The organism is Bacillus yapensis (genome assembly GCF_005280205.1).
GTDB lineage: Bacteria > Bacillota > Bacilli > Bacillales > Cytobacillaceae > Robertmurraya > Robertmurraya yapensis.
Genome location: NZ_SUND01000005.1, coordinates 86,832 through 105,719, shown reverse-complemented (window position 1 = coordinate 105,719; position 18,888 = coordinate 86,832). Strand labels below are relative to the sequence as shown.

The following is an 18,888-nucleotide window of genomic DNA, read 5'->3' as shown; positions in this document are numbered from 1 at the left end:
TTCTCAGTGCTATCCGCTCCTTTGTGAATGGTTGATTTCTATTGTGCCCTTTTCAGTTTTTCCTTACCCCTGAAAAAGTTTAAAAAAATATTGACTGAATGCTCATTCATTATATAATGGAGGTAGATAAATTCAGAAAATTTTATTGTTTTTAAAATTTTCTTTGAAAAATAATGGAGGAAGGAGTGTTACATTCATATGAACGGTTTACTATGGATTAACCTCATTGCAACCATTCTTGTAATCGCTTACGCGGTTAGTTTGTTCGTGTACGTCGTGAAAACAAGAATAACATTTATTAAGCTCGGCAAAAAAGAAGAGTTTGATAACAACGTAAAAGAGCGAATGAAAAAAATCTGGGTGATGGTCTTCGGGCAGAAGAAACTCATGAAGGATAAGAAGAGCGGTGCCATTCACGTCATGTTCTTCTATGGCTTTATTTTGGTCCAATTTGGTGCGATTGATTTTATCATCAAAGGGATCAAACCTGGAGCGCATTTGCCGCTAGGGCCATTATACGCAGGCTTCACATTCTTCCAGGAGATTGTCACGTTAGTGATTTTGGTGGCGGTCGTTTGGGCTTTTTATCGTCGTTATATTGAGAAGCTTGTCCGTCTAAAAAGAGGTTTCAAATCAGGGCTCGTGTTAATTTTTATCGGCGGATTGATGCTTTCCGTCTTAGTTGGAAACGGAATGAGTATGATTTGGCACGGACATGAAGCAGCCTGGACTGAACCAGTGGCTTCCTTAATCGGAACGGCATTATCAGGAATCGGTGAAACCGCTTCGATTGTCGTGTTCTATATCGCTTGGTGGATTCATCTTATTTTCTTATTATCATTCCTTGTTTACGTACCACAAGGAAAGCATGCCCACTTAATTGCTGGACCTGCAAACGTCTACTTAAATCGCCTTGAAAAACCGGGCAAATTAACAAAAATCAACTTTGAAGATGAGACACAAGAATCCTTTGGTGTTGGTAAAATTAAAGACTTTACACAGCTACAATTAGTCGACCTGTATGCTTGTGTGGAATGTGGCCGCTGTACCAATATGTGTCCGGCGACAGGCACTGGAAAGATGCTTTCCCCAATGGATTTAATCTTAAAGCTTCGCGACCACTTAACCAATCATGGGGCTGCGATTACATCGAAGCAGCCATGGGTACCGACCTTTGCATTTGCTAATACGCAAGGAAATCAACTCGCGTTAGCGTCAGCTGGAAAAGGTGTAGAAGAAAGTGCGGCTGCGCTTGCTTATAGCCCAAGCTTGATTGGAGAAGTGATTACCGAAGAAGAAATCTGGGCATGTACGACTTGCCGTAACTGTGAGGACCAATGTCCAGTTATGAACGAGCACGTTGAAAAAATCATCGACCTTCGACGTTATCTTGTTTTAACAGAAGGAAAAATGGATGCAGATGCACAGCGTGCGATGCAAAACATTGAGCGTCAAGGAAATCCTTGGGGATTAAATCGTAAAGAGCGTGAAAACTGGCGCGAAGCACGTGAAGATGTGGAAGTAAAAACAGTGAAAGAAATGAAAAAAGCAGGCGAAGAGTTCGAATATTTATTCTGGGTTGGATCTATGGGATCCTACGATAATCGTAGTCAAAAGATCGCTTTATCCTTCGCGAAATTATTGAATGAAGCAGGCGTGAAGTTTGCGATTCTTGGAAATAAAGAAAAGAATTCTGGAGATACGGCTCGTCGCCTTGGAAACGAGTTCGTCTTCCAAGAGCTGGCTACAAACAATATTGATGAATTTGAAAAAAATGATGTGAAGAAGATTGTTACAATCGACCCACATGCATATAACATTTTCAAAAATGAATATCCTGATTTTGGCCTAACAGCTGAAGTGTACCACCATACAGAAGTTCTGTATGAGCTTGTTAAAGAAGAAAGATTAAAGCCGAAATATGAGGTCAATGAAACGATTACGTTCCATGATTCTTGTTATTTAGGCCGATACAATGAAGTGTACGATCCGCCACGTGAAATCTTAAAATCCATTGCTGGAGTGAAGCTTGTAGAAATGGAGCGAAACCGTGACACAGGTATGTGCTGTGGAGCTGGTGGAGGTCTCATGTGGATGGAAGAAGAAACAGGACATCGTATTAACGTTGCCCGTACTGAGCAGGCTCTAGAGGTTAACCCTACAGTCATCAGCTCAGGTTGTCCATACTGTTTAACAATGTTAACAGATGGTACAAAAGCAAAAGAAGTGGAAGACAAAGTGTCCACTTACGATGTAGCAGAACTTCTTGAAAAAGCAGTTTGCGGAGAAGTACAAGAATTAGCGTCTTAATGTGTTTAGTGAAAATTTGAACCAGCGGGGAGACTCGCTGGTTCATTTTTAAGTAAGTTTTTTCGACATAAAATGAGAACAAGTTATTTTTAAATTTCTGTTAAAAATTTTGAAAAATCATTTAATTTTTACCTCTTATGCATTAAAATAGAAATGTAATTAAAGCGCTTTCAAAAATAACGCATCCACTTAATTTTAGGAACAATCCTGTTCCTTTTTCTTCAGAACTAACTTCGAGCGAGCGTTCAGTCAATTTGTCTACTCCACCTCAGATCAGTCACAAATCACTTAAGAGAATTATAGAAAAGGAGAGAAATAGATGATGGGGAAAACTGTCATTCTTAGCGGAGCTAGAACTCCTTTTGGAAAATCAGGCGGGGCATTAAGCAGCCTCACTGCTTCAGATTTAGGAGCAATTGCGATTAAAGGGGCTCTTCAACGTGCAGGTATTAATGGGGAAGAGGTGCAAGAAGTCATTTTAGGCAATGTTCTTCAAGGCGGACAAGGGCAAATTCCATCCCGTCAAGCAGCTCAAAAAGCTGGACTTCCTTGGCAAGTGAAAACAGAAACAATCAACAAGGTATGTGCTTCTGGCATGCGCAGTGTAACGTTGGCCGATCAAATTATTCGGGCGGGCGATGAAGAAGTCATTGTCGCTGGTGGAATGGAATCGATGAGCAAGGCTCCATACTTTTTACCGAATGTGCGATTTGGCCTTAGAATGGGTGATTCTGCTGTAAAAGATTTGATGGTTCATGATGGACTCACTTGTAGTTTTACAGGTGTTCATATGGGCACATACGGGAATGAAGTAGCAGAAGAATTGAATATTAGCCGTGAAGAGCAGGACGAATGGGCGCTCCGAAGTCATAAGCTGGCGGTTACGGCGATAGATTCTGGAAAGCTGGCAGAAGAGATTGTTCCAGTGGAAGTTCCTCAGCGAAAAGGTGAGCCCCTTCTTGTTATGGAAGACGAGGCACCAAGAAGGGATACGTCTTTCGAACAGCTGGCGAAGCTTCGCCCTGCCTTTGGAGCAAACGGAACCATTACTGCTGGAAATGCACCTGGTGTGAATGATGGTGCGGCCGCCCTCGTGCTAATGAGCGAGGAAAGAGCGTTGAAAGAAGGAAGAACTCCTGAAGCGTACATCATTGGTCAGGCAGCGATTGCGGTCGAGGCAAAAGATTTTCCGAAAACACCGGGTCTCGTCATTAATGAAATTTTAAAGAAAACAGGGAAAAGCCTTGAGGAAATTGATTTGTTTGAAATTAATGAGGCATTCGCCGCTGTTGCCCTCACGAGTGGAAAATTAGCTAATTTAGCTGTGGAAAAAGTCAATGTGAATGGCGGTGCGGTCGCTCTTGGTCATCCGATTGGCGCGAGTGGGGCAAGAATCATTTTAACCTTAATCCATGAATTGAAGCGACGTGGCGGTGGCATCGGAATTGCTGCAATTTGTTCAGGTGGCGGTCAAGGCGATGCGGTTATGATCGAGTTTCCGAAACAATAACGACTGGGGGTAATGGGTATGAATGTAGAAAAAATCATGGTTATTGGTGCAGGGCAAATGGGCTCAGGAATTGCCCAGGTATGTGCGCAAGCAGGTTTTACTGTCTTGCTAAATGATTTGAAGCCGGAATTTGTCGAGCGGGGGCTGGCGGGAATTGAAAAGAATCTAGCAAGACAAGTGTTGAAGGAACGGATAACTGAGGATGAAAAAGTGGCCATTTTAGCCAATATTACGGCTTCAACGAACCTTGTTGATGCAGGGACAGTGGACCTTGTGATTGAAGCAGCCGTTGAAAATATGGCCATCAAAGCAAGTATCTTCAAGGAATTGGATGAGATTGCTCCAGCCCACGCGATTTTAGCAAGTAATACTTCATCCTTGCCGATTACCGAAATAGCAGCCGCCACAACAAGACCGGAAAAAGTTATCGGGATGCATTTCATGAATCCAGTTCCAGTCATGAAGCTTGTCGAGATTATTCGCGGGTTAGCAACAGCTGATGAAGTGTATAAAACGATTGAGGACATTACGAAAAAATTAAACAAGGTACCGGTTGAGGTCAATGACTTTCCAGGGTTTGTGGCCAATCGCATTCTGATGCCAATGATTAATGAAGCCATTTACACCCTTTATGAAGGTGTGGCCACGAAGGAAGCAATTGATGATGTGATGAAGCTTGGGATGAATCATCCCATGGGACCGCTGACGCTAGCAGATTTTATCGGACTCGATACATGCCTTTATATTATGGAGACCCTCCATGAAGGCTTTGGTGATGACAAATATCGTCCATGTCCATTACTTCGCAAATACGTGAAGGCCGGATGGCTTGGGAAAAAGTCTGGTCGTGGGTTTTATGAGTATGCATAATGTTGGATTTCTGGAAATAACACCAGTTTCGGAATCCCCGTTTTCACATAAACGAACAGCAACGAGAGGGGACATTCGCATGGATTTACGCTTTACGGAAGAGCAAGAAATGATGCGGAAAATGGTCCAGGACTTTGCACAGAAAGAGATTGCCCCGAATATCGAAAAAATGGAGCAAGGGGAGTTTCCAAGAGAAATCCTGAAGAAAATGGGAGAGCTCGGTTTAATGGGAATTCCGATCCCGGCACAATATGGTGGAGCAAACATGGACTTCGCCTCATATATCATTGCCATCCACCAGCTTTCAAAGGTCAGTGCAACGATTGGGGTCATACTTTCCGTTCACACATCTGTCGGTACCAATCCAATCCTTTATTTTGGTACAGAGGAACAAAAACAGAAGTACGTGCAAAAGCTGGCAACAGGTGAATATCTAGGAGCTTTTTGCTTAACAGAGCCAAGTTCAGGTTCAGATGCAGCTAGTTTGAAATCAAAAGCCGTTTTGGATGGAGACCATTATGTCATCAATGGGGCGAAAGTGTTCATTACAAATGGTGGAGAAGCAGATGTGTATATTGTCTTTGCCAAGACAAATCCTGTTGCAGGAGCCAATGGGATTACCGCTTTTATTGTGGAAAAAGGGACACCAGGCCTTGTGATTGGCAAGGATGAACATAAAATGGGGCTTCACGGTTCAAGGACCGTACAACTCACCTTTGAGGACATGAGAGTCCCAAAGGAAAATCGCCTAGGTGAAGAGGGAGAAGGTTTTAAAATTGCGATGGCTAACTTGGATGTCGGCAGGATTGGGATCGCTGCACAAGCACTTGGGATTGCTGAGGCAGCATTCGAGTCTTCTGTCCAATATGCAAAATCGCGTCATCAATTCGGTCGTCCGATCGCCACTCACCAAGGAGTGGGCTTTAAGCTGGCGGATATGGCAACGAACATTGAAGCTGCAAAACTACTAATCTATCATGCAGCTGATTTGCGGGCCAATGGATTGAATTGTGGAAAAGAAGCAGCGATGGCAAAGCTTTTTGCCTCAAAAACAGCGGTAGAAGTGACGACGGAAGCGATTCAAGTATTCGGTGGCTACGGCTATACGAAGGACTATCCGGTTGAGCGCTATTTCCGCGATGCAAAAGTAACCGAAATTTATGAAGGAACAAGCGAAATTCAGCGAATTGTCATTAGTAAAAGATTGTAGCAGTAGTTCACATAAAAAAACATACCAATGAAAGAGGGAATAAAAAATGAGATTCCAATTGTCTGAAGAGCATGAAATGATTCGAAAAATGGTTCGTGACTTTGCTAAAAATGAAGTAGCACCAACAGCAGCAGAGCGTGATGAAGAAGAGCGTTTTGACCGAGAGATTTTTGACAAAATGGCTGAGCTCGGTTTAACCGGTATTCCTTGGCCAGAAGAATATGGCGGCATTGGCAGCGATTATCTCGCATACTGTATTGCTGTTGAAGAATTATCTCGAGTAGACGCATCCATTGGGGTGACCCTCTCCGCCCATACGTCCTTAGCGGGATGGCCAATTTACAAATTTGGGAACGAAGAACAAAAACAGAAATACTTACGTCCAATGGCTCAAGGGGAAAAGATTGGTGCCTATGGTTTAACAGAACCAGGTAGTGGCTCTGATGCAGGTGGAATGCGGACAACAGCTCGTCTTGAAGGTGACCATTTTGTCCTTAACGGCAGCAAAATTTTTATTACAAACGGTGGAGAAGCGGATATTTACGTTGTCTTTGCTTTAACCGATCCAGAACAAAAAACACGTGGAACAACGGCGTTTATCGTCGAAAGTGACTTCCCAGGTTTCTCTGTTGGGAAAAAAGAGAAGAAACTAGGTATTCGTTCGTCTCCAACGACAGAAATCATTTTTGAAGATTGTAAGGTTCCTGTTGAGAATGTGTTAGGTAAGGTTGGTGAAGGCTTCAAGGTTGCGATGATGACCCTTGATGGTGGCCGAAACGGAATTGCGGCTCAAGCGGTTGGAATCGCACAAGGCGCATTAGATGCAGCAACTGAATATGCGAAGGAACGTCATCAATTCGGAAAACCAATAGCAGCGAATCAAGGGATTGGCTTTAAACTAGCGGATATGGCAACAAGTATTGAAGCTGCAAGACTCTTAACCTATCAAGCAGCATGGCTTGAATCAGAAGGACTTCCATATGGAAAAGAGTCGGCGATGTCGAAGTTATTTGCCGGAGATACAGCCATGAAGGTCACAACGGAAGCAGTTCAAGTATTCGGTGGCTATGGTTATACAAAGGATTATCCAGTTGAAAGGTTTATGCGTGATGCGAAAATCACACAAATCTACGAAGGCACACAAGAAATTCAAAAACTCGTTATTTCTAGAATGATTACGAAATAAAAATCGCAAGGCAGAACATGACCATTCTGCCTTGTTCACTATGATTTTGCAAAGGAGGGTGGCATTACATGAAAAAGCGTGAGGTTCATGCTTCTGTTAAGGATGAGCGTCTGGTTATCAAACGGCGCAACCAAATGATCAAAGGGGCAGTCACACTTTTTAAGGAAAAAGGGTTTCATCGTACAACAACACGAGAGATTGCCAAAGCGGCAGGCTTTAGTATAGGCACCTTATATGAGTACATTCGCACGAAGGAAGATGTTCTCTACTTAGTTTGTGACAGTATATACGACGAAGTGCATAACCGTCTTCAAAGAGACATCGATACGAAGCGTGGAACACTCGAAGGTTTAAAGGCTGGCATTGGGAACTATTTTCGCGTGATGGATGAACTTCAGGATGAGGTTCTCGTTATGTACCAGGAGGCCAAATCCCTTTCCAAGGATGCCCTCCCATATGTACTTCAAAAAGAAATTGCGATGGCGCTCTTGATTGAAGATATCATTCAAGGCTGTGTAGATAATGGAGAGCTTTCTTTATCCACAGATCAGATTAAGATCCTCTCTCATAACATCGTCGTTCAAGGACAAATGTGGGGATTTCGCCGTTGGGCGATTCAAAAAATGTATACATTGGATGAGTATATTGCGATTCAGGTGGGATTAATTTTTGACGGGATACATCAAAAGGCTAGCTTAGTAGACTAGCGAACGAGGGGGAGAAGAATGAGTACACAAATCGTTTATAAGCCAAAAAACCATATTCGTTTTGTTACTGCTTCAAGTTTGTTTGATGGTCATGATGCTTCTATCAATATTATGCGCCGTATTCTCCAGTCGAGTGGAGCAGAGGTCATTCATTTAGGCCATAACCGCTCCGTTGAGGAGATTGTCAATGCGGCGATCCAAGAGGATGTCCAAGGCATTGCCATTTCTTCCTACCAAGGGGGACATGTTGAGTTTTTTAAGTATATGTATGATTTGTTAAAAGAAAGAGGAGCCCAGCATATTCGTATTTATGGAGGCGGTGGCGGGGTTATCATCCCAAGAGAAATTAAAGAGTTGCATGATTATGGGATCGCTCGCATTTTTTCACCAGAGGACGGAAGGAAAAATGGGCTTCAGGGCATGATTAATATGATGCTTGAGGAATGTGATCTACCGACGATTCATGCCGATCTTGAGGAGTATACAAGCAAGCTAGTTGAAGGGGATACTATTGCCACTGCAAAGCTTATTACTTTAGCTGAGCATCAAACCAATGAGGCGGCAACCGCTGTGGAATCGGTCATCGAAAAAATCAAATCTGCAGAAAAGCAAGCACCTGTTTTAGGAATCACGGGAACAGGAGGCGCTGGTAAAAGCTCCTTAACGGATGAGCTGGTGCGCCGTTTTATTAACGAAATTCCTGAAAAAAGGGTGGCCATTTTATCGGTCGACCCAACAAAACAAAAGACCGGTGGCGCTCTCCTTGGGGACAGGATTCGCATGAATGCGATTTTTTCACCACGTGTGTATATGCGAAGCCTTGCTACGCGAAATTCTAAATCAGAACTATCCCTTGCCATTCGTGATTCCATTGCAGTTGTGAAGGCAGCGGGTTATGACTTAATCATCGTCGAGACAAGTGGAATTGGGCAAGGGGATGCAGGTATAACGGAGATTTGTGATGTCTCCATGTATGTGATGACGAGTGAGTTCGGGGCGCCTTCCCAGCTTGAAAAAATCGATATGATTGATTATGCCGATTTGATTGTGATCAATAAGTTTGAGCGTAAAGGTTCAGAGGATGCGTTGCGTCAGGTGCAGAAGCAATACCAACGGAGCCATATGTTTTTTGAAAAAGAATTAGATGATATGCCGATTTATGGCACGATTGCGAGCCAATTTAATGACCCAGGCACAAACGCTCTGTTTGCTGCCTTACTTGAGGTAATCAATGAAAAAGCAGGGACGAATTGGACGACATCTTTTTCGAAAAATGCTCAAGTGGAGAAGCAAAACATCATTATTCCGAATGATCGTCGTTATTACCTAAGAGAAATATCGGATACGGTGCGGAAATATCATAAAACTGCGGAAGAGCAGGCAGATTTAGCAAGAAAACTGTTCCAAATTGAAGGAACCTTGGAGCTAGTTCAAGGAAATGAAGAGGTGCTGGCTTCATTAAGAGCATTAAAAGAAGAAGTCGAAGAGAAATTGACTCCAGAATCAAAGAAAATTTTAGCGACTTGGGAAGAAACGAAGGAGAAATACGCAGGTTCCCAATTTGTGACGCGCATTCGTGATAAGGAAATTATCACCCTTTTAACAACAAAAAGCCTTTCAGGTCTAGATATTCCAAAGGTTTCCCTGCCGAAATATAAGGATTACGGCGAAATCATTCGTTGGGTGTACAAAGAAAATGTTCCTGGTAGTTTTCCCTATACAGCAGGGGTATTCCCATTCAAACGTGAAGGGGAGGATCCGAAGCGCCAGTTTGCAGGCGAAGGAACACCGGAACGGACGAATCGCCGTTTCCACTATTTATCGAAGGATGACCCAGCGAAGCGCCTAAGTACAGCATTCGATTCGGTCACACTATACGGCGAGGACCCAGATTATCGCCCGGACATTTACGGGAAAGTGGGCGAGAGTGGCGTTAGTGTTTGTACGCTCGACGACATGAAAAAGCTCTACAAAGGCTTTGATTTATGTCATCCTTCTACATCTGTGTCGATGACGATTAATGGGCCAGCGCCGATTATTTTAGCGATGTTTATGAATACAGCGATTGAGCAGCAGTTGGAAAAGAAAGAAGAGGAACTTGGACGCGTTTTAAATCCTGTTGAATGGGAAGAAGTAAGAGAGAGAACCTTGCGAACCGTACGCGGTACGGTGCAGGCTGATATTTTAAAAGAAGACCAAGGGCAAAATACATGTATTTTTTCAACCGAGTTTGCCCTGCGCATGATGGGAGATATTCAGCAATACTTTATTGACCACAAGGTGCGAAACTACTACTCTGTTTCGATATCGGGCTATCATATTGCGGAGGCGGGAGCGAATCCGATTTCCCAGCTTGCATTTACATTGGCGAATGGTTTGACGTATGTGGAGTACTATTTGAGTAGAGGTATGCATATAGATGACTTTGCGCCGAATTTATCGTTCTTTTTCTCGAATGGCTTGGACCCAGAGTATACAGTGATTGGCAGAGTGGCCCGCCGTATTTGGGCCACGGTCATGAGAAATAAGTATGGAGCAAACGAGCGCAGCCAAAAGCTGAAGTACCATATTCAAACGTCAGGCCGTTCCTTGCATGCCCAGGAAATCGATTTTAACGATATTCGTACGACCTTACAGGCATTAATGGCGCTTCATGATAACTGTAATTCCCTGCATACGAATGCGTATGATGAGGCAATTACGACGCCAACGGAGGAGTCGGTGCGCAGAGCGATGGCGATCCAGATGATTATTACGAAAGAACATGGCTTAACGAAAAACGAAAATCCATTACAGGGATCTTTTATTATTGAAGAGCTTACGGATTTAGTTGAAGAAGCGGTTCTGCAGGAGTTTGAGCGGATCAATGACCGCGGTGGCGTATTAGGAGCAATGGAAACGCAATACCAACGTGGTAAAATTCAAGAAGAGTCTATGTACTATGAGATGAAGAAGCATTCGGGCGAGTTGCCGATTATTGGGGTCAATACGTACTTGAATCCAAATCCACCTTTAGAGGAAGATGTGGACAATATGGAGCTAGCGCGTGCTTCGAAAGAGGAAAAAGAACTGCAAATTAACAATTTACGAGATTTCCAACAACGAAATGAAGATAAAGTAGAAGCAGCGTTGTTGAAATTAAAAGAAACAGCCATGAATGGGGAAAATATTTTTGCCGAATTGATGGAAACTGTCAAGGTTGCCAGCCTCGGTCAAATTACCCGAGCGTTATACGATGTTGGTGGGCAGTATCGGAGAAATATGTAAATGTGAGAAACCGAAAATATTGTAGCTACTAGTCTCAGATGAAAAATAACTATATTTTTACAAAATATTATTGTAACATTTCTCACATGACGAAAGATTTATTTTATAATTAATTTAGAATAGCATTTCGGGATGTGAGACTTTGAAGCGGCGAGTGATACTCTTTTTGATTTTGGTAGGCATTTTAATCACCTTGTATTTCCTTTATAAACGGCAGCTTGGGGCAATTTCCTTCTATTTGTTGGCGATCTTCTTTTTTACGTTAGCAGCGAATCAATTATCGGATCCAACTAGGAAAAAAAGAAAGAAAAAGCAAAGCGATCGATAATTTCACTATTTTTTCGCATAATGACTAGCTAGATCTAGCATAAAGGCTTTAAATTTGTTTATAATGAAGAATATGTGTCCACATAAGGGCTTGTTACTAGATAGATGATACATATTCTTCTTATGAGTTCCAACGACTCTATGAAACAAAGCCACAAGTGTTGAGATGGTGAAAGGAAGTGCGAATATTGAGTCTTAAACAATTCACACAAGAACAGTTGCAAGAAATGTCATTGATCGAAATGGCTTACGAAATGCTGAAAAATCAAAAGCAGCCTGCTTCATTCAAGGAAATTATGGATGAAATTACAGCTACGATTGGCTTATCAGAGGAAGAAGTTCGTGCCAAGATCGCTCAGTTTTATACAGATTTAAATATTGATGGCCGTTTTCTTTCTTTAGGAGAAAACCGCTGGGGATTAAGAGTTTGGTACCCAGTTGAACAATCAGAGGAAGAAGTCATCACGCCAACTAAGCCGAAGAAGAAGAAGGCGAAGAAGGTTGTCGATGAGGACGATGATCTTGATCTTGACTATGATGATGAAGATGATATCGATTATGATGATATTCTTGATGATGAAGACGAAGATGAAGATCTTCTCGATCTTGACGATGATGAAGATTTTGATGATGAAGATGAAGATTTTGAAGAGGACGAGGAAGAAGATCTTCTGGAAGATGACGAGGAGTTCGAGGAATTGGACGAAGATTTAGATTCCGATGACGAGGAAGATTTGTAATCGAATTGAACTTCCATTGTTGACTTTTTGAATAGGGGCTTGTAGAATACTTTTTGGGCTCCTTAAAAAAGGAACGAGTTGAAATTATATTATTAGCGCTCCCCTTACATTTATTGTAAGTGGGGCGTTTTTTATTTTTGTCAGGGCCAAAAAAGCGTTCTCCGTATTCAAAGTTTGAAGATTTTTATCAGAAATGCGATAAGAATTTCGCTGATTGCGAAAGCTAATTTGGTAGGCTTCGAAAAAAAGCTTTGAACATATGAGAATGTCTCTGGTAGAAACACGTTTCACCCCTAACACATCTTTTTCTTTTATTAACTCTTCACAATAGGTTTTCTTTTTGAAAAAACGGGCATTACATAAAAAATATTGGTCGTTGAGAAAGGATACTCCAAATTGTGAATCTATCTAGTAAAAACATAATTTAGAGGGGGAAATAGTTATGACAAAATACATTTTTGTTACCGGTGGAGTAGTTTCTTCACTTGGAAAAGGAATTACTGCTGCATCATTAGGAAGACTTTTAAAGAACAGAGGCTTGAGTGTAACGATCCAAAAATTCGATCCATACATCAATGTTGACCCAGGAACGATGAGTCCGTATCAGCACGGGGAAGTATTCGTGACAGATGATGGTGCTGAGACAGACCTTGACTTAGGACACTATGAGCGCTTTGTTGATATTAATGTAACAAAATTCAGCAACGTGACAACTGGTAAAATCTATTCCACTGTCCTACAAAAAGAGCGTCGTGGTGATTATTTAGGTGGTACGGTGCAGGTTATTCCTCACATTACCAATGAAATTAAGGAAAAAGTATTCCGCGCTGGACAAGAAACAAATGTTGATGTGGTTATTACTGAGATCGGTGGAACAGTTGGGGACATCGAATCATTGCCATTCTTAGAGGCGATCCGCCAAATTAAGAGCGATGTTGGCCGTGACAATGTCATGTACATTCACTGTACGCTAGTTCCTTACATCAAAGCTGCTGGTGAAATGAAAACAAAGCCAACACAGCACAGTGTAAAAGAATTACGTAGCTTAGGAATTCAGCCAAACATTATCGTGGTCCGTACGGAAATGCCAATGGCAGATGATATGAAGGATAAAATTGCGTTATTCTGTGACATCGACCCGAAAGCGGTTATTGAATGTCCAGATGCCGATACTTTATATTCGATTCCACTTACTCTTCAAGAGCAAAACATGGATCAAATCGTTCTAGATCACTTAAAGATTCAAGCACCTGATGCGGAAATGACTGAGTGGAAAGAACTTGTAAACCGCGTTCAAAATCTAGCAAAAACAACGAAAATTGCACTTGTTGGGAAGTATGTAGAACTTCAAGATGCGTATATTTCTGTTGTGGAAGCATTAAAGCACGCTGGTTATCAATTTGATTCAGATATCGATATTAAATGGATTAACGCTGAGCATGTAACTCCAGAAAATGTGAAGGAACTTCTTTCAGGTGTGGACGGCGTTCTTGTACCAGGTGGATTCGGAGACCGTGGCATCGAAGGAAAAATTCTTGCGACTCAATTTGCGAGAGAGAACAAGGTACCATTCCTAGGAATTTGCTTAGGCATGCAGCTTGCATCGATCGAATATGCTCGTAATGTATTAGGATACAAAGAAGCTCATACTGCGGAAATCAATCCAAATACAGTACATCCGATCATCGACTTGCTTCCAGAGCAAAAGGATGTCGAAGATTTAGGCGGTACATTGCGCCTAGGCTTATATCCATGTAAGTTGAATGAAGGTACAAAAGCGTATGAAGCTTATCAAGATGAGGTTATTTATGAACGTCACCGTCATCGTTATGAGTTCAACAATCAGTATCGTCAAGAAATGGAGAAGGCTGGATTTATTTTCTCTGGAACAAGCCCAGATGGCCGTCTAGTAGAAATCATCGAACTAGGAGATCATCCTTGGTTCGTTGCGTGTCAATTCCATCCAGAATTCACATCTAGACCAACTAGACCACAGCCATTATTCAGAAACTTCGTTGAAGCATCTTTGAAGAATAGTAAATAAAAGATAGATGAAAAGGTTGATTTCCTGTTTTCAAGAACGGGAAATCAACCTTTTTTTGTTTTGGAACTTGTGTTGGAGTAAGTATCGTTTTTGGGGTAATTTGTCGGCCAGTATCTTTTCTGTATAGAGAAACCTGACCGACAAACTCACCCAAACTCAAAACGGCTCTACAAATCCTCTAAAATTTCCTGCACGGTAAACTTCAGTCCGTAATATACATACAAGGCTGCCATTGAAGCAGGATAACCGAAGCGATTTCCAAACTCATCAGGGAGCAAGGCCTTTTTTAACTGCAGGTCGATATGCACGTCCGCGAGTTGCACTAAATTTTCCTTCTCATCCGACACATGAGTCGCAACAGACACGAAAGGAATATAATTATCCCGCAACCATTTTCCTGCTTGAACGGCTGCTTCATCATCCGAATAGCGTGAGAAAATCACAACTCGATCCGCTAACGTAATCGATTCGTCTTTTCCATCCCAACGCTTCACATTTTTCATTGGCTCTTCACTATCAAACGCTTCAGCTAAAACAGCTTCCATTTCTTTTTCGCCAAAAATATAAATGCTTCCGTCTCCGACAGCAGCTTGTGCTAAAAGTCGTGCTCCGTCCTCGAAAACAAATTCGTCTTTTTCGTGAATACGTTTAAAAAGTCCCGTTAATTGGGTAGTAAACATTTTTAGCATGGTTAAACCCCCTCGGTGCTATTATAATCAAGCTCATCTGAAAGGTAAAATGACAGCATTCGTCTTGATTTTCATGCGAAAAAGTCATAATCAAGAAATAAAGTAAAAAAATAGTTCTTTCTTCGAAAAAATGGCAGGAATATTTGTTGACAAAATCGAATTAAATCAAGTGGAAATAAATATCAAGAACTTATACATAAAGCCTTTTTAAAAAAACTTGCATCAAGGTTAGATCTAAATTGAGAAAGAGGTGGTTTGATGAAGGGAAAAGTATTAATCGTAGATGATCAGTTTGGCATCCGGATCCTGCTAAACGAAGTGTTGCAAAAAGAAGGTTACGAGACACATCAAGCTGCGAATGGCATACAGGCTTTAGACATCGTGGAAAAAAATTGCCCTGACTTAGTACTACTTGATATGAAAATTCCAGGAATGGACGGCATTGAGATTTTGAAGCGGATGAAGCTCATGAAGGATGATATTCGCGTCATTATTATGACTGCGTATGGGGAATTGGACATGATCCAGGAAGCGAAAAATCTAGGCGCACTAGCGCACTTTGCTAAGCCGTTTGACATTGACGACATTCGCGAGGCCGTCAAGAAATATATTGCTGTTAAAACAAGCTGAGAAGTTTGAAATCGATTACAATATATGTAAAAATCTGAATTGAAAGACTTAAAATTCATAGGGCAACCCTATTAGCAATTCTTTTTCTAATTTGGTAGAATGTCCTTAGAGATCAAAATCACGGAAAGCCCATTGATTTTCAGTACATATTCACTTTTTTAAAAGGGAACACTTTATGAGAAATCGAGCTTACGATGATGAGATCATGTCAAAGGAGGAAAAAGAATGCCTTTAGTTTCAATGAAAGAAATGCTAATTAAAGCAAAAGACGGCGGCTATGCAGTTGGTCAATTCAACATCAATAACCTTGAATTTACCCAAGCGATTTTACTAGCAGCTGAAGAAGAAAAATCACCAGTTATTCTTGGTGTTTCTGAAGGTGCAGGCCGTTATATGGGTGGCTTCAAAACAATTGTAAAAATGGTTGAGGGCCTTCTAGAAGATTATAAGATTACAGTTCCTGTAGCGATCCATTTAGATCATGGATCAAGCTTTGATAAATGTAAAGAAGCAATCGATGCTGGCTTTACTTCTGTTATGATTGACGCTTCTCACCATCCTTTTGAAGAGAACGTTGAAACAACTAAGAAAGTTGTTGAATATGCTCATTCTAAAGGAGTTTCTGTTGAAGCTGAATTAGGTACTGTTGGTGGACAAGAAGACGATGTTGTTGCTGAGGGCGTTATCTACGCAGATCCAGCAGAATGTGTTGAGCTTGTTAACCGTACAGGTATCGACTGCCTTGCTCCTGCATTAGGATCTGTTCATGGTCCTTACAAAGGTGAACCAAACCTTGGTTTCGCTGAAATGGAGGAAATCGGTAAAGCAACTGGACTTCCACTAGTTCTTCACGGAGGAACTGGAATTCCTACAAAAGATATTCAAAAATCAGTATCTTTAGGAACTGCAAAAATCAACGTTAACACTGAAAACCAAATTGCTTCTGCTAAAGTAGTACGTGAAACATTAGCTGCATTGCCAAACGAATACGATCCACGTAAATACTTAGGACCAGCTCGCGAAGCGATTAAAGAAACAGTTATCGGCAAAATGCGTGAATTCGGTTCTTCAAACAAAGCTTAAGTAAAAACATATAGTAGGTTTAGCATCTTAAGAAGCTAGCTACTACTCAGATAGAAAAACCGCCTTCAAATAAGAGGCGGTTTTTCGTTCATTTGGGTTGTAATTATAGAGAGAGCACGCTAAAATTTGGTAAAAGAGGAGGATGAGATGCATGAAATTTTTTATTGATACGGCTAATATGGAAGAAATCAGAGAAGCGTATTCTTTAGGAATTATTGCTGGTGTAACGACGAATCCAACATTAGTGGCAAAAGAAAAAAATGTATCGTTTGAAGACCGTCTTCGTGAAATTACCGAACTAGTCCCAGGTTCTGTCAGCGCCGAAGTTATTGCCCTTGATGCAGAAGGAATGATTCGAGAAGGCAGAGAACTAGCAAAAATTGCTCCAAATATCACCATTAAAGTACCAATGACTCCAGATGGGTTAAAAGCTGTTTCAGTTTTTTCAAAAGAGGGTATTAAGACAAATGTCACCTTGATTTTCAGTGCCAATCAGGCACTATTAGCAGCACGCGCAGGTGCCTCTTATGTTTCGCCATTTTTGGGTAGACTAGATGATATCGGTCACAACGGTCTAGAGTTAATTTCCACTATAGCAGACATCTTCAGAGTACATAACATCGAAAGTGAGATTATTGCTGCATCTATCAGACATCCTCAACATGTTACCGAGGCTGCTTTAAGAGGAGCCCATATCGGAACAATGCCTTACAAAGTAATCCTGCAATTATTTAATCATCCATTAACAGACAAAGGAATAGAAGCGTTTTTAGCAGATTGGAATAACCGAGGGTAGTCGGTATTCTACTAAGACTTTTGACTTAAATCTAACTTTTTTTAAAACGCATACATGGAATTTGTTTTTTCGTGTAAACTAGATAATAGAGAAACTATGTCGAAAAATTGTATGGAAGTTTTTTTGCGAGGGTTTTTCTCCAATAGAACAGCAATTGCTACAGATGCAGTTGACATCAAGGTAGAGAAGGGAGTCAGAGATGGAAAAGCTTAAAATCGCAGGGGGTTACCCTTTGAAGGGCACGGTTCGCATCAGTGGAGCGAAGAATAGTGCTGTTGCGCTTATTCCCGCGACCATTTTGGCTGATTCACCAGTCACGATTGAAGGTTTACCGGAAATTTCTGATGTCGAAATCTTAAAGGATCTTCTTGAGGAAATCGGAGGCACAGTCCAATTTTCCAATAATGAAATGACCGTTGATCCATCGTCGATGATTTCGATGCCGTTGCCAAACGGAAAGGTTAAGAAGCTTCGTGCTTCCTATTATCTAATGGGAGCAATGCTTGGTCGCTTTAAAAAAGCGGTGATCGGCTTACCTGGTGGATGTCATTTAGGGCCAAGACCGATTGACCAGCATATTAAAGGTTTTGAAGCCTTAGGTGCAAGTGTGACGAACGAGCAAGGTGCGATTTATTTGCGTGCAGATGAGCTTGTTGGTGCAAGAATTTATTTAGACGTTGTTAGTGTGGGCGCAACGATTAATATTATGCTTGCTGCCGTTCGAGCAAAAGGTCGTACAATTATAGAAAATGCCGCGAAAGAGCCAGAAATCATTGACGTGGCAACACTTTTAACCAATATGGGTGCGAAAATAAAAGGTGCCGGAACCGATGTCATTCGGATTGATGGGGTGGACGAGCTTCATGGCTGTAGACATACCATTATTCCTGACCGAATCGAGGCAGGTACATATTTAATTTTAGGAGCAGCTGCCGGAGAGGGAATCCTTATCGACAATATCATTCCACAGCATCTGGAATCCTTAATTGCGAAGCTTCGTGAAATGGGCGTTCCGATTGATGCTAAGGATGACCAAGTGTTTGTTGGCAAAGCAGAGGCATTTAAACCTGTGGATATTAAAACCCTTGTGTATCCTGGTTTCCCAACGGACCTGCAACAACCTTTTACCTCCTTATTAACGAGGGCAAAAGGGACGAGCGTTGTGACAGATACGATTTATAGCGCACGCTTTAAGCATATTGATGAGTTAAGACGGATGAACGCCAATATTAAGGTAGAAGGTCGCTCAGCGATCATAAGCGGTCCAGTTCAGCTACAAGGAGCAAAGGTGAAAGCGAGCGATCTCCGTGCAGGAGCAGCACTTGTCATCGCAGGATTGATGGCTGAAGGAATTACCGAAATAACAGGCGTGGAACACATTTATCGGGGATATAGTCATATCGTAGAGAAATTAGAAGGCCTTGGCGCAACTATCTGGAAAGAAGACCTTTCCAATGAGGAAATAGAGCAAATGAATCAAGCATAATTTTCTCGTTTCCTATGTTTCATACACCTAAGA

Annotated in this window: 14 protein-coding genes; 13 read left to right on the top strand and 1 reads right to left on the bottom strand. The window is 41.7% G+C overall.

Annotation, left to right across the window (positions count from 1 at the left end; all coding sequences use genetic code 11):
* Nucleotides 1-198 precede the first annotated feature (198 nt).
* The 9 genes from FAR12_RS08175 (at nt 199) to pyrG (ending at nt 14,171) form a co-directional block, all read left to right on the top strand.
* Nucleotides 199-2,310: a (Fe-S)-binding protein gene (locus FAR12_RS08175; protein ID WP_126408206.1), complete on the top strand. Its 2,112-nt coding sequence runs from the start codon at nt 199-201 to the stop codon at nt 2,308-2,310.
* A gap of 322 nt (nt 2,311-2,632) precedes the next feature.
* Nucleotides 2,633-3,820, top strand: a complete 1,188-nt coding sequence (locus FAR12_RS08170) for an acetyl-CoA C-acetyltransferase (protein ID WP_126408333.1) — start codon at nt 2,633-2,635, stop codon at nt 3,818-3,820.
* A gap of 18 nt (nt 3,821-3,838) precedes the next feature.
* Nucleotides 3,839-4,690 (top strand): 3-hydroxybutyryl-CoA dehydrogenase, encoded by an 852-nt coding sequence (locus tag FAR12_RS08165; protein WP_126408205.1) that lies wholly within the window; start codon nt 3,839-3,841, stop codon nt 4,688-4,690.
* Nucleotides 4,691-4,769: 79 nt separating this feature from the next.
* Complete coding sequence (locus tag FAR12_RS08160) at nt 4,770-5,900, top strand: acyl-CoA dehydrogenase (protein WP_126408204.1); 1,131 nt, start codon at nt 4,770-4,772, stop codon at nt 5,898-5,900.
* A 46-nt stretch (nt 5,901-5,946) separates the two neighbouring features.
* The gene (locus tag FAR12_RS08155) at nt 5,947-7,086 is read left to right on the top strand and encodes an acyl-CoA dehydrogenase (protein ID WP_126408203.1); all 1,140 of its coding nucleotides are present in this window, start codon (nt 5,947-5,949) and stop codon (nt 7,084-7,086) included.
* A gap of 68 nt (nt 7,087-7,154) precedes the next feature.
* On the top strand, nt 7,155-7,793 hold the full coding sequence (locus tag FAR12_RS08150; protein WP_126408202.1) for a TetR/AcrR family transcriptional regulator: 639 nt from the start codon (nt 7,155-7,157) through the stop codon (nt 7,791-7,793).
* 18 nt (nt 7,794-7,811) lie between these two features.
* Nucleotides 7,812-11,060: a fused isobutyryl-CoA mutase/GTPase IcmF gene (icmF, locus tag FAR12_RS08145; protein ID WP_126408201.1), complete on the top strand. Its 3,249-nt coding sequence runs from the start codon at nt 7,812-7,814 to the stop codon at nt 11,058-11,060.
* A 515-nt stretch (nt 11,061-11,575) separates the two neighbouring features.
* Nucleotides 11,576-12,127 carry a DNA-directed RNA polymerase subunit delta gene (gene rpoE / locus FAR12_RS08135; RefSeq protein WP_126408199.1) on the top strand — a complete coding sequence of 184 codons (552 nt, stop codon included), beginning with the start codon at nt 11,576-11,578 and terminating at the stop codon, nt 12,125-12,127.
* A 442-nt stretch (nt 12,128-12,569) separates the two neighbouring features.
* A complete protein-coding gene (gene pyrG / locus FAR12_RS08130) occupies nt 12,570-14,171 on the top strand; it encodes a CTP synthase (RefSeq protein ID WP_126408198.1) in 1,602 nt (533 codons plus the stop codon).
* 167 nt (nt 14,172-14,338) lie between these two features.
* On the opposite strand, the gene FAR12_RS08125 is transcribed toward pyrG, so the two are convergent.
* Nucleotides 14,339-14,860 (bottom strand): DUF2529 domain-containing protein, encoded by a 522-nt coding sequence (locus FAR12_RS08125; RefSeq protein ID WP_126408197.1) that lies wholly within the window; start codon nt 14,858-14,860, stop codon nt 14,339-14,341.
* 255 nt (nt 14,861-15,115) lie between these two features.
* Here FAR12_RS08125 and FAR12_RS08120 point away from each other — a divergent pair, with 255 nt between their 5' ends.
* The 4 genes from FAR12_RS08120 to murA all read left to right on the top strand — a co-directional run bounded on the left by FAR12_RS08120 (nt 15,116) and on the right by murA (nt 18,855).
* Complete coding sequence (locus FAR12_RS08120) at nt 15,116-15,490, top strand: response regulator (RefSeq protein WP_170972136.1); 375 nt, start codon at nt 15,116-15,118, stop codon at nt 15,488-15,490.
* Nucleotides 15,491-15,715: 225 nt separating this feature from the next.
* A complete protein-coding gene (locus FAR12_RS08115; protein WP_126408195.1) occupies nt 15,716-16,573 on the top strand; it encodes a class II fructose-bisphosphate aldolase in 858 nt (285 codons plus the stop codon).
* A gap of 151 nt (nt 16,574-16,724) precedes the next feature.
* Complete coding sequence (gene fsa / locus FAR12_RS08110; RefSeq protein ID WP_126408194.1) at nt 16,725-17,369, top strand: fructose-6-phosphate aldolase; 645 nt, start codon at nt 16,725-16,727, stop codon at nt 17,367-17,369.
* Nucleotides 17,370-17,568: 199 nt separating this feature from the next.
* A complete protein-coding gene (gene murA, locus FAR12_RS08105) occupies nt 17,569-18,855 on the top strand; it encodes a UDP-N-acetylglucosamine 1-carboxyvinyltransferase (protein WP_126408193.1) in 1,287 nt (428 codons plus the stop codon).
* Nucleotides 18,856-18,888 lie beyond the last annotated feature (33 nt).